The 15,282-nt window shown below is 62.2% G+C and carries 16 protein-coding genes; 3 read left to right on the plus strand and 13 right to left on the minus strand.

The features are described from left to right. Window positions 1–4 precede the first annotated feature (4 nt). From glgC to AS9A_RS16100, 12 genes are all read right to left on the minus strand, one after another. Complete coding sequence (glgC, locus tag AS9A_RS16050) at window positions 5–1,219, minus strand: glucose-1-phosphate adenylyltransferase (protein ID WP_013808136.1); 1,215 nt, start codon at window positions 1,217–1,219, stop codon at window positions 5–7. 58 nt (window positions 1,220–1,277) lie between these two features. Further along, complete coding sequence (locus tag AS9A_RS16055) at window positions 1,278–2,168, minus strand: putative RNA methyltransferase (RefSeq protein WP_013808137.1); 891 nt, start codon at window positions 2,166–2,168, stop codon at window positions 1,278–1,280. Window positions 2,169–2,174: 6 nt separating this feature from the next. Then, the gene (locus tag AS9A_RS16060) at window positions 2,175–3,659 is read right to left on the minus strand and encodes a leucyl aminopeptidase family protein (RefSeq protein ID WP_148262489.1); all 1,485 of its coding nucleotides are present in this window, start codon (window positions 3,657–3,659) and stop codon (window positions 2,175–2,177) included. Window positions 3,660–3,745: 86 nt separating this feature from the next. Next, entirely contained in the window at window positions 3,746–3,913 is a 168-nt protein-coding gene (locus AS9A_RS23400) for a DUF3117 domain-containing protein (protein ID WP_013808139.1), read from the minus strand. Window positions 3,914–4,106: 193 nt separating this feature from the next. Then, the gene (locus tag AS9A_RS16065) at window positions 4,107–4,685 is read right to left on the minus strand and encodes a DNA-3-methyladenine glycosylase I (protein WP_013808140.1); all 579 of its coding nucleotides are present in this window, start codon (window positions 4,683–4,685) and stop codon (window positions 4,107–4,109) included. After that, window positions 4,676–4,972, minus strand: coding sequence for a DivIVA domain-containing protein (locus AS9A_RS16070; protein ID WP_013808141.1), 297 nt, complete (start codon window positions 4,970–4,972; stop codon window positions 4,676–4,678). Before AS9A_RS16070 ends, AS9A_RS16065 begins: the two co-directional genes overlap by 10 nt. After that, window positions 4,969–5,922 carry a glucosyl-3-phosphoglycerate synthase gene (locus AS9A_RS16075; protein ID WP_013808142.1) on the minus strand — a complete coding sequence of 318 codons (954 nt, stop codon included), beginning with the start codon at window positions 5,920–5,922 and terminating at the stop codon, window positions 4,969–4,971. The genes AS9A_RS16070 and AS9A_RS16075 overlap by 4 nt, the downstream gene beginning before the upstream one ends. Next, on the minus strand, window positions 5,919–6,803 hold the full coding sequence (gene folP, locus AS9A_RS16080; RefSeq protein WP_041451150.1) for a dihydropteroate synthase: 885 nt from the start codon (window positions 6,801–6,803) through the stop codon (window positions 5,919–5,921). Before folP ends, AS9A_RS16075 begins: the two co-directional genes overlap by 4 nt. 26 nt (window positions 6,804–6,829) lie before the next feature. Continuing rightward, window positions 6,830–7,693 carry a potassium channel family protein gene (locus tag AS9A_RS16085; protein ID WP_013808144.1) on the minus strand — a complete coding sequence of 288 codons (864 nt, stop codon included), beginning with the start codon at window positions 7,691–7,693 and terminating at the stop codon, window positions 6,830–6,832. A 28-nt stretch (window positions 7,694–7,721) separates the two neighbouring features. After that, window positions 7,722–8,291: an LOG family protein gene (locus AS9A_RS16090; protein ID WP_013808145.1), complete on the minus strand. Its 570-nt coding sequence runs from the start codon at window positions 8,289–8,291 to the stop codon at window positions 7,722–7,724. 5 nt (window positions 8,292–8,296) lie between these two features. Beyond that, the gene (locus AS9A_RS16095; protein WP_041452079.1) at window positions 8,297–9,061 is read right to left on the minus strand and encodes an LOG family protein; all 765 of its coding nucleotides are present in this window, start codon (window positions 9,059–9,061) and stop codon (window positions 8,297–8,299) included. 52 nt (window positions 9,062–9,113) lie between these two features. After that, window positions 9,114–9,581: a MarR family winged helix-turn-helix transcriptional regulator gene (locus AS9A_RS16100; RefSeq protein WP_013808147.1), complete on the minus strand. Its 468-nt coding sequence runs from the start codon at window positions 9,579–9,581 to the stop codon at window positions 9,114–9,116. A 51-nt stretch (window positions 9,582–9,632) separates the two neighbouring features. Here AS9A_RS16100 and AS9A_RS16105 point away from each other — a divergent pair, with 51 nt between their 5' ends. After that, window positions 9,633–11,747: an MMPL family transporter gene (locus tag AS9A_RS16105; protein WP_013808148.1), complete on the plus strand. Its 2,115-nt coding sequence runs from the start codon at window positions 9,633–9,635 to the stop codon at window positions 11,745–11,747. Here AS9A_RS16105 and dapE read toward each other — a convergent pair. Continuing rightward, window positions 11,704–12,768 (minus strand): succinyl-diaminopimelate desuccinylase, encoded by a 1,065-nt coding sequence (gene dapE, locus AS9A_RS16110; protein WP_013808149.1) that lies wholly within the window; start codon window positions 12,766–12,768, stop codon window positions 11,704–11,706. The two genes, AS9A_RS16105 and dapE, sit on opposite strands and share 44 nt — an antisense overlap. A 110-nt stretch (window positions 12,769–12,878) precedes the next feature. On the opposite strand from dapE, the gene dapD reads away from it, so the two are divergent. Next, complete coding sequence (dapD, locus tag AS9A_RS16115; RefSeq protein WP_013808150.1) at window positions 12,879–13,856, plus strand: 2,3,4,5-tetrahydropyridine-2,6-dicarboxylate N-succinyltransferase; 978 nt, start codon at window positions 12,879–12,881, stop codon at window positions 13,854–13,856. Between the two features lie 12 nt (window positions 13,857–13,868). Beyond that, on the plus strand, window positions 13,869–15,275 hold the full coding sequence (locus tag AS9A_RS16120; RefSeq protein WP_041451151.1) for an amino acid permease: 1,407 nt from the start codon (window positions 13,869–13,871) through the stop codon (window positions 15,273–15,275). Window positions 15,276–15,282 lie beyond the last annotated feature (7 nt).

Here is a 15,282-nt window from a genome sequence, read left to right on the forward strand (position 1 = left end):
GGCGTTAGACCCAGACACCTTTTCCAACTGCGACGACGCCACCTTGGCTGACGGCAAACCGTTCGCGGTCCTTGTCTTGGTCCACTCCAATGATTGCGCCCTCGCCCACCACAACGTTCTTGTCGAGTATCGCGTGGCGCACGATCGCGCCACGACCGATTCTCACACCCGGCATGAGCACGCTGCCTTCGACGGTTGCTCCCGCGTCAACGATGACATTGGAGCTCACCACTGATTGACGCACCACCGATGCGGAAATCACGCTTCCCGCGCCAACAACGGACTCCTGGGCGATCCCGCCCTCCACGAACTTAGCGGGAGCGAGGTTCTCGGCTGCGCCGCGAATGGGCCAGCGACGGTTGTAAAGGTTGAATACTGGCTGCGGCGATACCAGATCCATATGAGCGTCATAAAAGGCATCGATGGTGCCGACGTCTCGCCAGTACCCACGGTCGCGTTCTGTCGCACCTGGCACGTGGTTGTCATTGAAGTCGTAAACCGCGGCTTCGCCCCGTGACACGAGCATCGGGATGATGTCGCCCCCCATGTCATGGTCGGAGTCCGAATCTTCCGCGTCGCTACGCAGCGCGTCGACGAGCGCCTTCGTACTGAAGACGTAATTGCCCATTGAGGCGAAGGTGACGCTGGGGTCATCCGGTGTACCTGGCGGGTCAGCCGGCTTCTCGAGAAACTGGGTGATCTGGCCTGCACTGTCCGCCTCGATACAGCCGAAAGCCCGCGCTTCGGCTCGCGGCACGCGAATGCCCGCGACGGTGACTCCGGCGCCAGATTCGATGTGCTGCGCCACCATCTGTTCCGGGTCCATGCGGTACACGTGGTCCGCGCCGAACACCACGATGTACTCCGGGTCTTCATCGACGACGAGGTTCATCGACTGAAAGATCGCATCCGCACTTCCCGTGTACCAGCGGGGACCGAGCCGCTGCTGGGCAGGGACGGGAGTGATGTATTCGCCCGCCAGCCCTGACAGGCGCCAGTTCTGCGAAATGTGGCGATCGAGTGAGTGGGACTTGTACTGCGTAAGGACGCAGATCTTCAGATAGCCAGCGTTGACGAGGTTGCTAAGCACAAAATCGATGAGCCTGTACGCACCGCCGAAAGGTACGGCAGGTTTGGCCCTGTCTGCGGTAAGCGGATAGAGGCGCTTGCCTTCACCGCCAGCGAGAACGATCCCGAGAACGTGCGGCTGACTCCTCACGCTTCTCAACCTATCGTCGCGTGCTGAGCTTGCCAACCTTCGCCACGGCAAGGCTAGGTCACGTCTGCGTGAATACGGACACGTCAACCGAAACTGTCACGGAGAACACCGCATCCGCGTCCTGATCCCCGTTCGCCGTCTCGGCTGCCGCCATAATGACGCGGTGCCGCTCGTCGACGTTGAGATGGTGTGCTGTCGGACCCATTGCGAGCAGCAGTTCAGCCGCAGCGGTCGTAAGCGGGCACTGGAATTCGATGCGGCGCCGCACTTCCAGCGCAAATCTCGGCGCGACCACGCTGACGAGCTTGCCGGCCTTGTCTTCGTGCACGCTCACGACTCCAGGGACGGCAGTCAGTTCGCGCAGATGTTGTGGCGTTGGTGTGACAACGATCCAGGTGCCCGATTCCTGCAAGACCCGCGCGATCTCCGACACGTTGCGCGGCGCGAAAATTGACAAGACGACGCTGGCAGTTCCATCACGCAGCGGGATCTGTCGCCATGTGTCCGCAACGATCCCGCAGCTTCTCACGTGGTGGCGTGCGAGACGGCGTGCGGCGAACTTCGAGACGTCGAGCCCTATCCCCTGGGCGCCGGGACAGGCGGCAAGGACGGCCGAAAGATAATCTCCTGCACCGGCACCGACGTCCACCACAGTTGGCGACCCTGTGAGTGGTGAGGATGAACCTTGACAGTGTCGGGCTGTGACCACGTGGGCAACGTGATCCTGTATTGGCTGGTAATAACCCCCGCTCAGAAACTCATGTCGAGCCGCGAGCATCTCACTGGTATCACCAGCTATGCCGTGCAGCGGCTCCTTGAGCAGCGTGACATAACCCTGGCGCGCGATATCGAACGAATGGCCGACGGGGCACTTCAGCTGGCGTTCAGACTTCTGCAACGGTCCGCCGCAGTGCGGGCACATCAGGCATTTGACCGCAGTATCAAGCACGGTGTCTCACGGCTGACTAGGCAACATTCGCGAAGGTTTTACGTTTTGCGCACACCACTCTACGAAAGTTGTGAGGGTTCGTGCCCCGAATCCGCTCGCAACTGGATTCACTTCGTCGTACGCGTCCTCAGCCCGCGCTGGACCGGCGATGTCGAGGTGTACCCAGCGCGAGTCGCCAGCGAACTCCTTCAGGAACAGCGCAGCGGTGATCGCCCCCGGACCGCCTGGCGCCTGACGGAGGTCGGCGATCGTCGACTGCACGGCGTCGGCATGCTCTTCCGAGAGTGGTAGTCGCCACCACCGCTCACCAACTGCGCTGCCGCTGTTGCGAATCGCCGAGTCGAGTGCGGTGTCGGCTGTGAAGACGGCACCCGTCCGCATGCCGAGTGCAACTTTCATGGCCCCGGTCAGTGTTGCGATATCGATCAGGACGTCAGGGGCCAGTTCCTCTACCGCGTAGGCGAGCGCGTCGGCGAGCACCATGCGGCCCTCCGCGTCGGTGTTTGACACCTCAGTCGTCAGTCCGCCGTAATGCGTCACCACATCTCCCGGCCGGTACGCACTCCCGGAGAGCATGTTCTCCGCGCTGGGGACCAGCGCGGTAACACGTACGCGCGGTGCGAGGTCAGCTATCGCGCTAACTGCGGCGAGAACCGCCGCGCCCCCGGCCATGTCGGTCTTCATCAGGTGCATGTTCGCGGCCGGTTTCACCGATATTCCGCCGGTGTCGAATGTGATCCCTTTGCCCACAAGAACGACATGCGGGAGCTGTTCGCTCTCCGATTCCGGCGGTGCCCAGGAGATCTCGATGAGTCTCGGCGGCTCACATGAGCCGCCCCCCACCGCGAGCACTCCACCGAAGCCGCGGTCTGACAGCCAGCCTTCATCCCTGACGCGAATGTCGAGGCTCACGGATGTGAGGGCGCTGCGCGCGTATTCGGCAAGTCCGCGGGGGCTCTTCAGATTTGAGGGAAGGTTCGCGAGGTCGCGCGCGAACGCTGTGGCGCGGCCCAATACGTTGCCGCGACGCACAGCGCTGCTGACATCACGTTCACTGACGAGCCGCACGTGAGGAAGGTGCCTTTCCTCAGCACTCCCGCTGAGGCGCAACTCATGTGAACCCGCAACAAGCCCAATCACCAGCGCCTCAGCGGACGGGTCGTCCACGTCAGCCGGGAGCACGATGTCAACTCCGTCTGCGGAGCGCCGAGCGGCGTGCTCAACCAGGGCGTGTATCAGCGTGGCGCCCGCAGCACGCCACGGCTTGCCTGGGTCCGCGATGCCGTCACCAGAGCGGGCGTCTCCGGCGTGCCGGTCGACACACAACTGCCAGCGGCCACGCGGGTCCCCTGGGATCTCGACGTCAGGGCGATTCGAAGCGGGCGCCACGAACTCGACGACTATTTCCGCCGGTGCACTTTCCTTGGATTCGGCCGCCGATATCCACGTCACCGTAGCGAGCGGAGTCGGAATTGCGGGTCCTTCGGTCATTTCACCTCGCATGCCAGGGCCCCGTGAACCATTGGGTGAACCAGCGGAACACAGGGCCCAGATGATCGGGGCTGGCGATCAGCAATTCAGCTGGTCACAGTCTTCAGCGCCTCTCCCAGATTAGCGGCTTCGTCTGGCGTTAGCTCGACGACTAGTCGCCCACCACCCTCAAGCGGCACACGCATTACGATCCCGCGCCCCTCCTTGGTTGCCTCGAGAGGACCGTCACCAGTCCGGGGCTTCATCGCCGCCATCTCTGCTCCCTCCAAAATCTGTGCACATTCCGCTGACGGCGGAATAGCCGAGTCAGACACTTAGTCTAATCGTGCCGCCGCCGAGCCCGGGAACCTGTCCCGCCCTGGCGCTGGCGCTGTACGCTCCTCATTCTCCCCTGAACAGCTTAGTTCCGCGCAGCACGACACCGCACATCCGGCCGATCTGCATCACTCAGGGAGGGCTATTCAGTCGTACCGGGCAGGTTTCCAGGTGGTCGTCGACCATTCCGGTAGCTTGCATAAGTGCGTAGGCAGTAGTCGGCCCAATGAATGTGAAGCCACGGCTCTTGAGAGTTTTTGCCATTGCCGTCGATTCAGCCGTTACAGCGGGAATTTCCGCGATTTCACGTAAACGGCGCGGCCGCGGTGGTGGCGCAAATGACCACAGCAACTCGTCTAGATCGCAATCCAGGTCAAGAACACGGGAAGCATTATTTACGCAAGCGGCAATTTTTCGTTTGTTCCTGACAATGCCGGAGTCATCGAGCAAGCGTTCGATGTCATTCGGTCCGAATTGCGCAACTGTCTCGACATGAAACTGAGCGAATGCCACGCGAAAGGCCTCACGTTTTCGGAGGATGGTGATCCAGGACAGTCCCGACTGGAACGCTTCGAGGCAAAGCCGCTCGAAGAGCGCGTCCCGCCCATGCAGCGGCCTGCCCCATTCCTCATCGTGGTACTGCTCATAGAGCGGATCTCCTTGGGCCCAAGAGCAACGCTGCATGGGGATCTGCCCGCCGTTCAGCGACATCGCGACCCCCGCGCCTCGTCGAGCTCGGCGCGCAGGTTATCGATCTCCGCCGCCAGACGGTCGAGCGCCCAGTCCACCTCCGATGCCTTGTAGCCGCGTAGTACTTGCTGAAACGTCAGCTCGCGGACGTCATCTCCGTGAATTTCGGTCAACGGGAGCGCTGTAGGTGTAGTGCCCGGTGGTAGCGGTGGCAGCGCTTCGCCGCGCCCGAAGACGAGCGCGGCGAGCAAGAAGAACACACCCGCCACACCGGCGAGGATCAGGACATAAAGCAGAGCGGTTGTCACGCTCTCATCTTGCCCCGATCATGGAGTTCATGCGCAAGGCGTACGAGAGGGGGCCTGTCCTCGAGGTCCACAGTCGAGGTCACTGAAGAGAATGACTCTCCGGCCGGCAGGTACTGGGTGAGCCCAACTCCTGAATCCGTGACACCAACCCGCTCGAGCATCGTCGCCAGTATCTGGCGGCTCATAAAGCCCAGATCGGTTAGCGGCCGATTGCGATGCTTCCGGACACCTAGGTTCACCTGAGCTATCGCATCGATTCCCCATTGATGATAGGTGTCAAGCAGGAGCCCAATTTCCACACCGTAACCGGGGGCGAAGGGCACCGACTCGAGCAGTTCGCGTGTACCGGCGTACTCACCGCCTAGAGGCTGGAATACCGCCGAAAGCTCCGGGCGCAGCGCGGTGAGCATCGGTCGTGCAACAAGCTCGGTAACGCGGCCGCCACCGTGAAAATGCTCTGCATCGCCATCGAGCAGTGGCCGCCGGTAGAAGCCTTTCACAAGGTGTATTCCGCGAGTCGTCAGCAGCGGTCCTAACAGTCGCGGTACGAACATCGGGTCCGGGTCGATGAGGTCAGAGTCGATGAACACGATGATGTCACCGGTGCTTGCAGCCACACCGCGCCACAGCGCTTCACCTTTGCCCGGAAGCGGATCAAGATCGGGCAACGCCTCCTCCCGTGAGAACACGGTGGCACCTGCGGCGCGGGCTACTTCCGCCGTGTCATCGGTCGACCCAGAATCAAGGACGATGAGTTCGTCGACGAGACCGTCGGTCAGCGGGCGGATGGTATCGAGCACACCTGCGACTGAGTCCTCCTCATTGAGGGCAGGCAGCACCACAGAAACCGTCCGGCCGCGTTTCGCGGCGACAAGTTCCGCTACTGTCCACTCCGGCTCAGTCCAGCTGTTGGTCTGCATCCAATCATGGCGCAGCGGTGTGATTGTCATGCGAGACCCCTCACTGTTCGGGCGGGTGGACGTGTTCCTGCTATTGCAGCCACCATGTCGAGAACACGCCGAGTTTGGGCCACCTCATGCACCCGGAACATTCGCGCACCAGACCAGGCTGCTACAGCTGTTGCTGCCAAGGTGCCCTCCAATCTTTCGGTCAGACCCACATCTAGAGTCTCCCCGATGAAATCCTTATTGCTCAGCGCCATCAAGACTGGCCATCCGGAATTCACAAGAACGTCCAATCGCCGCAACAAATCGAGGCCGTGGAAAGTGTTTTTGCCGAAATCGTGTGTCGGATCGATCAGGATACCGTCTTCACGGACGCCAGCTGATAGCGCTCGATCGGCAGCGCGGGTCACTTCGTCAGCTACTTCCGCGGCAATGTCGGCATAGCGCACGCGGTGGGGTCTCGTGCGCGGTTCGGCGCCTCCCGTGTGCGAGCACACTATTCCCGCACCAAGCTCAGCAGCAACGACCGCAAGTTCGGGATCAGCACCCGCCCACGTGTCGTTAATCAGATCCGCGCCCTCCGCGCATGCCCTGCGGGCTACGTTCGCGCGCCAGGTATCGATGCTGATGATGACGTCTGGGAAGGTGTTCCTGACCGCAGCGACGAACGGCACTACGCGCCGCATTTCCTCCGCTTCGTCGACGTCCTGTCCGGGACCTGCCTTCACTCCGCCAATGTCGATGACATCGGCTCCCTCATTGACCGACCGACGGACCGCTTCCATGGCTGCGTCGTCCCTGAACGTAGAGCCGCGGTCATAAAACGAGTCCGGAGTGCGGTTGACAATGGCCATCACGAGTGCCCGATTCACGGGCACAGGTTTGCCACACAGTGTTGGCGAGAATGCGGGGCATCGGGAGCGCATACTCCCATCGTGTCACGGCGGTGACGTCAGACCCGCTGCTGCGCTGCGTAGATGTCGAGGACCGCGGCAGTGTCAGCCCCGGACTGGACGAATCGGTGATCAATGAGATCAGCCAGCCTGTCTAGCGCGTCTTCGAGGACACGGCCCGAGATGCGCACGTCAGCCAGTTCCGCCCGTTGCGCCTCACGCGCGAGTGACGCGACGAAGTCGAGCTTCGTGGCAAGGGTCGATTGTGCGCCGCCATCGCGGAAGTAGTACGTCTCGGCATACTGATCGAGATCAATCCGGACCTGTGCGAGACCGCCCGCGATCTCATCGAGCACCCGCGCTGCCGTACAGGCATGCATCTCATTGAGACTGTCCGCGAGACCTCCCGCAGCAAGCATCTCCAACCGCAGCGCAAGCACACGCCGCCGCGAGAGTGCGGGGTAAACCTGCAGCACCCACGAGACAGCCGCGGTAAGCAGCGCGAAGCCTACAAGTGCCTGGATCGGGGTTACTATGCGCAGCCATTCCGCGGTCGGAACGATGTCGCCATATCCGAGTGTCGCGAGAGTCACGAGAGACATGTACAAGGCGTCGAGAACCTGAGCGGGACGGTCTGGATCCAGTCCCACCTCATAGCTGAAGCTGTCCGGCATATGCGGGTAGTAGATAAGCGCCCAGCCGAGCACCACTAGCGCGCCCCAGGTACCGATGACACCGAACATGGCCAGCGGTCCGCTCAGCCTGCGCCCTCGACCGCCCAGCGCCGCGGTGGCCTTCCAGACCGCGAGCAGCACCACGTGTGCAATCCGGCCCTGGCCGCTCGTGTGCCACAAGGTGTGGAATATGTCCCAAAGCACCGTGCTTACCAGCAGAGCACCGACTGCAGTAATCGCCCAATCCATCCCTTGACCTTATCCAGCGGCGACTGGATTAGGCGGCTCCTGCACCAGAGTCCGTGGCGCACAGGTCAAGCGCCGCCCCGACTGACGTCGCTATCTGGATCCGGTCGAGCGAATGCTGACTCACAAACCCACTCGGCACGAGCGACTTGATCCAGTCGAAGAATCCGGCGAAATGGTCCATCGGGTCGAGTACGACCAGCGGTTTTCGATGCATACCGATGTACCCGGCGGTCCACGCCTCGGTAAACTCCTCCAGCGTTCCGATCCCGCCAGGCAACGTCAGGAACGCGTCCGCGCGTTCCTCCATGTGCTTCTTCCGCTGACGCATGGTGTCGGTGACGATCAGTTCGTCCGAGTCGGTATCGGCGACCTCACGGTGTACGAGCGCCTTGGGGATCACACCGACAGTCCAGGCGCCGGCTGAGCGCGCTGCAGTGGCAACCGCACCCATCATCGAGATGTTGCCGCCGCCCGATACGAGGCCCCACCCCCGATCACCGATTGCCTCGCCCACTTCGGCTGCGAGTTCGAGGTATTCCGCTGGGACAGGCCCAGAGGCACAGTACACGGCCACCATGAGCTGGCCTCGCCGTTTCATTGCAGTCACTGCCTATCTGCCGGAACTTGCTGGTGGAGCAACTGTTGGGCGGCGTCGATGAGTTCGACCACTTCGTCCACGCTGTCTGTGACGTGGATGAGCCCAACGTCGGTTACGCCGATCTTCTCAGTCCCGGCGAGTTGCTCGCGGATCCAGTCCACCAGGCCGCCCCAGAAAGACGAGCCGAAGAGGATTATGGGAAACCTCGTGATCTTGTTCGTCTGAACCAGGGTCAGCGCTTCGAAGAGTTCGTCCAGGGTGCCGAACCCTCCTGGGACACACACGAAAGCCTGGGCATACTTCACGAACATGGTCTTGCGAACGAAGAAGTACCGAAAATTGACACCGAGGTCCACCCACTCGTTGAGTCCCTGCTCGAACGGCAGTTCGATACCGAGCCCGATGGAGTAGCCTCCGGACTCGCGAGCCCCTCGATTGGCAGCCTCCATGGCCCCTGGGCCTCCGCCAGTGATGACGGCGTACCCTGCGCGCACAAGTGCTGCGCCGATGTTTCGCGCAGCTTCGTAATCCTCGCTCCCTGGTTTCAGGCGGGCGGACCCGAATACGGACACCGCCCGGGGTACCTCAGCGAGCGCGCCGAAGCCTTCCACGAACTCTGCCTGGATCCGCAGGACGCGCCACGGGTCCGTATGTACCCAGTCACTCGGCCCGCGGCCATCAAGCAGTTGCTGATCCATCGTCGTCACAGCTGATGTGCCGTCCCGCCGTTGGACAACCGGACCACAATATTGATCCCACCATTTACCCATCGAATCATCGGGACTCTGCGATGGGATCTTCTCTGACGCCATGCGGCGAAGACTATCGAATCTGCGCCGCCCCAGCCTCCCCGGTAGCGAGATTGTCTAGATGTGCGAGCAGTTGGAGAAGGAGCCTGCGCAGCTCACCGTGTTCCGGTAGGCCCGCCACCAGCCGTGGGTCGTCGCGTTCGAGGGCGTGCAGTTCCCGGTAGATCCGGTACCCGCTCTCGGTGATCTTGATCGTGCTCCGGCGCGCATCACGACCGTCGCGGGACTTGGTGATGTATCCGAGCTGACACAGCCGCTCGACGGTCCGGCTCATCGTCTGGTCCGTCACTCGGCACTGCTTGGCGATCTCCCGCTGGTACCGAGCACCTCGGGCGACGCAATGCAGGGCAACCAGCCCCGCGTGGGTCAGCCCACGTTCGTGCAGAATCCGCTCCCACGCGTGCTCGAGTTTTCGTGCCGCGGCTGACAGGAGCCGGCCAGTCGGCCAGGCTGAGAGTTCATCGCTGATTTCTCTGCTCATTTACCCCACCCAGTTGCAAAATGTTCAGCTTGCTGAATAATTGGCTGCATCATGAACACCGGTACCCGAAACATTCGCTGGCTCCTGCCCGCACTGCTCCTCGTCGCGTGGCTCGTGCTCGGAGGAGTTGCTGGACCCTTCGCCGGCAAGCTGGGCGAAGTACAGGTCAACGACGCTGCCGCTTTCTTGCCTCAATCGGCTGAGTCGACTGAGGTACAGGATTTGCAACGCCTGTTCTCAGACACCACCGCCATCCCTGCGATCGTAATCGCCGAGCGGGAGGGCGGCACCGAGGATGCTGACTTTGCCTTCCTCGCCGACACGGTCGAAGACGCCGTGCAGGGCGAGCGATTCGCAGGACCCCCCTCGCCGCCGATACCGTCCAGCGACGGTCAAGCCATCCAGATCATCGTGCCTGTCGACGCCAACGGGTCCGTCGCCGATGCCGTCGATGAACTGCGCGACGGATTCGTCGGCGCCCCCGACGGTCTCAACGTGTTCGTGACGGGCCCAGCCGGGTCAAGCGCCGACCTTGGAGCGGCTTTCGCCGGTATCGATGGTCTGCTCCTGATCGTTGCCGCAGTGGTCGTGATCGTCATCCTGGTCATCGTCTATCGCAGCCCACTGCTGCCCTTCATCGTCGTTCTGAGCGCTATCCTCGCCCTCGCACTGGCCAGCCTCGTTGTCTACCTGCTCGCGGATGCGGGGACGGTAACTCTCAACGGCCAAAGCCAGGGCATTCTCTTCATCCTCGTCTTCGGGGCAGCAACCGACTATGCACTGTTGCTGGTCGCACGGTTCAGGGAAGAGCTACGGACCTCCACTGACCGGTTCAGTGCAATGCTGCGCGCATGGCGTGCCGCTCTGCCTCCTATCGCCGCTTCCGCCGGGACGGTCGTTGCGGGCGTGCTATGCCTCCTTCTCTCCGACCTGAACTCCAACCGGAGTCTCGGGCCTATCGCGGCCATCGGCATCACCGCGTCATTCATCGCGACCATGACTTTTCTGGCAGCGATCCTCACCCTGCTCGGGCGCAGCGCCTACTGGCCCTCACGCCCGCGCTTCTCACCGAATGCGGACAGCGAAACCTTCCGAAACTACCGCTTCTGGGCGGCGCTGGCCAAGCGAATCGAGGCGCATCCGCGCAGATACTGGACCGTGCCACTCATTGTGGTTCTTGCGTTCGCTGCGTGCCTGCCATTGCTGCGTGCCGACGGTGTCGCACAATCCGAAATATTCCTGCTCCAAGTTGAGTCGCAGGAGGGCCAGCAAGCTCTCGAACGGCATTTCGACGCGGGCGCCGGATCGCCGGCCATCATCATCGCCAACGAGACCGCCGGCGATGAGGTCCTCGCTGCTGCGCAGATCGAAGGGGTTGCCGACGCGGTACTCCTACGGGACGGCGCGAGTGGCGAACCGCTCGTTAGGGACGGTCTGGTACAGATCGAAGCCACCTTCGCAGCGCCAGCCGATTCGGCTGAAGCCGAAGATGTTCTGCGAGAACTGCGCAGCGCCGTGGCCGGAGTTGAGGGCGCAGAGGCCAAAGTGGGCGGCCCTACGGCCGTCCAGATCGACACCAACGACACCTCCAAGCGCGACCGCGCGCTCATCATGCCACTGGTGCTGCTAGTCGTCTTCGCAATTCTCGCTGTTCTCCTTCGCGCCCTGGTGGCACCGCTTTTCCTGATTGGCACCGTGGTCATATCCTTCGCCGCAACTCTGGGCGTGAGCGCACTTGTGTTCAATTACGCCCTGGGGTTCCCCGGCGCTGATCCGGTGATTCCACTGTTCGCTTTCGTGTTCCTGGTTGCGCTCGGCATCGACTACAACATCTTCCTGATGACACGAGCGAGAGAGGAGGCGCTCCAGATTGGCACGCGAGACGGGGTTCTGCGCTCCTTGGTCGTCACTGGCGGTGTGATCACGTCGGCGGGGATCGTCCTCGCGGCGACCTTCGCTGCACTCTCGGTGATACCGCTGATCTTCATGGTGCAGATCGCGTTTATCGTCGCCTTCGGCGTGTTACTCGACGCCCTCATCATGCGTTCGCTCATCGTCCCCGCAGTGGTACGTGAAGCGGGACCGATGATCTGGTGGCCAGGAAGCCTCTCGAGAGAAGCCGTCAGTTCGCCAGATAAGACCGCAGCAGTGCCGTCACCGAGGTGATCTGCTCAACAGGTAGGTGCTCGTCACGGCGGTGAGCCAGATTCGGATCACCTGGTCCCAGGTTCACCGCCGGGACGCCGCGGGCAGCGAAACGCGACACGTCGGTCCAGCCGTATTTCGCGCGCACCGCTCCGGCTGCGGTGACCAGCTCGGCAGCTGCCGGATTGGACAAGCCTGGCAGAGCGCCGGGCGAGCTGTCTGTGATCTCGAAGTTCAGGCTGAGGCCATCAAAGATACCGGTAACGTGCGCCACCGCCTCATCCACGGACCGATCGGGAGCGAACCGGAAGTTGACATCTACCGATGCGTCATCGGGGACGACGTTGCCCGCAACTCCTCCGCGAATATTCACTGCGGACAGGCCTTCCCGATAGACACACCCATCAATGTCTACTGAGCGTGGGGTGTACTCAGCGAGACGACGTAACGCCGGACCGAGCTTATGGATTGCGTTCTCGCCCATCCATGATCGCGCAGAGTGGGACCGTACGCCGTTCGCGCTCAGCCGGGCGCGGAGCGTGCCCTGACAGCCCGCCTCGATCACGCCGGCCGTGGGTTCCCCGAGAATGGCAACGTCGGCGTCAAGCCACTCCGGCAATTCACGTTCAATGCGGCCCAGACCGTTGTGAACAGCCGCGATTTCCTCACAGTCGTAGAAGATCAACGTGACGTCGAAGCGCGGATTCTCCAGAGTGGCGGCGAGGTGGAGGAAAACCGCGTCCCCTGACTTCATGTCCACCGTGCCACAACCGTGAAGGATGTCGCCGTCACGCCTCGACGGAACATTGTCCGCGATCGGCACTGTGTCCAGATGTCCAGCGAGTATCACCCGCCTCGACATTCCCCCGTTCGTCCGCGCGAGCACGGCGTTTCCGTTGCGGACGATCTCGTATCCGGTGGTCTGCGCGCGCAACGCTGCTTCAACTTCGCCAGCGATCAACGCCTCATCGTGAGAGACGCTCGGGATGTCGACGAGCGCCGCGGTGAGCGCGATGGGGTCTGCACGAAGGTCAAGAGTCACAGATCCCAGGCTATCCGCCGCCGCGGTCCACTGGGGCCACAGGGTTGCCGCGCTCACTCCTTGCGGCAGATTTCCCCACGTGTCAGGCCGGGGCGGTAACCTGTCTGCCCGTGAGCACAAACAGTACTGCCGCAACGGGCGCACAAGCGATCGGCATCGCCAACATCACGACCGACGGCATCGTCCTCGACACGTGGTATCCGGAACCGGAACTCGGAACGTTCGGGGCGGCCGGAACAGAAACACTGAACATGGCGGACACGCCCTCAGACCTGATCAGTCTGATCGGGAATGACGATGAGCGCGGCGTCCAGAAAGTCGCCGTCAGAACGACCATCTCGTCCCTCGATGAGCCTCCTGTCGATGCTCACGACGCATACTTGCGTCTGCATCTGGTCTCGCACCGCCTGGTTCAGCCGCACGGACTCAACCTTGACGGTGTCTTCGGCAAACTGTCCAACGTGGTGTGGACCAACTACGGTCCGTGCGCTGTCGAGGGCTTCGAGAAGGTGCGCGCCCTGCTGCGCAGGCATGGCCCTGTGACCGTTTACAGCATCGACAAGTTCCCACGCCTGGTCGACTACGTCATTCCGTCCGGCGTTCGCATCGCCGACGCCGACCGGGTACGACTCGGCGCTCATCTTGCTTCTGGAACCACCGTCATGCATGAGGGTTTCGTGAACTTCAACGCAGGGACGCTTGGCGCGTCGATGGTGGAGGGCCGGATCTCGGCCGGCGTCGTCATCGATGACGGTTCAGACGTTGGTGGCGGCGCATCGATCATGGGCACGCTCTCTGGTGGCGGCAGAGAAGTGATTTCGGTCGGCAAGCGCTGTCTTCTCGGCGCCAACGCCGGCGTGGGAATATCTCTGGGCGACGACTGTGTTGTTGAAGCCGGACTGTACGTCACCGCAGGAACCAAGGTAACGGTCATCATGCCGGACGAGACTCAGACGGTCAAAGCGCGTGAACTCAGCGGCGCCAGCGGCCTCCTATTCCGGCGCAATTCACAGACCGGCGCTGTGGAAGTCGTTTCACGGGAAGGCACCGGAATCGAACTCAACGCCGCACTGCACGCGAACGACTGACAAAGAGAGAAATTGACAACAACATCTACTCAGACGCCACGGCCCGCACACCTCGGGCATGGCCTCAGGGTCCGCCATCTCACCATGATGGGACTTGGATCAGCTATCGGTGCCGGGCTATTTCTTGGCACCGGAGCGGGAATCGCCACCGCGGGCCCCGCAATCCTCATTTCTTACTGCATCGCAGGGATAGTTGTTGTCCTCGTGATGCGCATGCTGGGCGAGATGGGCTCAGCAATCCCCGCCAGCGGATCGTTCTCGCACTACGCGCGGATCGGAATTGGCCCTTGGGCGGGTTTCGTCATGGGCTGGCTGTACTGGGCGCTGCTCATCATGGTCATCGGCGCGGAGATCACCGGCGCATCCGCGATCATGCACAGCTGGCTTCCTGCAGTCCCCCAGTGGGTCATCGCGCTGGTCATCGTCGGTTTCTTCGCCGCGGTGAACCTCGCCCGTGTCGCGAACTTCGGCGAGTTCGAGTTCTGGTTCGCGCTCATCAAGGTCGCAGTTATTATCGGCTTCCTCATTCTCGGAGTGCTGCTGATCTTCGGCCTTATGCCCGGCACCGATCCCGTTGGCTTGACGAACGTGCTCGGCCATGACGGTTTCCTGCCCAACGGCATCGCAGGCATTGCTGCCGGCCTGCTCATCGTCGCTTTCGCATTCGGCGGGATCGAGATCGTGACGATCGCGGCAGCCGAATCCCGCGACCCGGAGCGCAGCATCGGAATCGCGGTGCGCAGCGTGATCTGGCGGATCAGCGTCTTCTACATAGGCTCTGTCGCGGTCATGGTGTTCCTGTTGCCGTGGAACTCGGAAAGCCTCGCGCAAAGTCCCTTCGTTTCCGTGCTCAGCCTCGCGAACATACCCGGCGTCGCGGGTTTCATGGAATTCGTTGTTGTAGTTGCACTGCTGTCCGCGTATAACGCCCAGATCTACGCCACCTCACGGATGGCGTACTCGCTGTCAAGCCGCGGTGACGGGCCGCGGATCCTCACACGGTTGTCCGCGAATGACGTGCCGATCTACGGGGTCTCGCTTTCCGTTTTCTTCAGCCTTGTCAGTGTCGTCCTCATCTGGTGGCTTCCTGACACCCTGCTCGGCATCCTGCTCAACGCCGTCGGCGCATCGCTGCTGGTGATCTGGATTTTTATCGCAGTCTCCCAATTGCGTTTGCGTCCGCGCCTCGAACGGGAGGGGAAGCTGCCCCTGCGTATGTGGGCGTTCCCCTATCTGACGTGGTTCACGCTGGTGCTTCTTGGTGGTCTCATCATGCTGATGCTTACCGACACCACGGCACGCGAGCAGCTGATCTCAACAGCGGCGCTGTGCCTCATACTGACCGCTCTCGCGTTCCTGAACGAACGCCGGCAAGGACGGAACCGGGATGAACCCGCGGCGAACGCCGTACGGTCATAACCACACG

Source organism: Hoyosella subflava DQS3-9A1, from assembly GCF_000214175.1.
Lineage (GTDB): Bacteria > Actinomycetota > Actinomycetes > Mycobacteriales > Mycobacteriaceae > Hoyosella > Hoyosella subflava.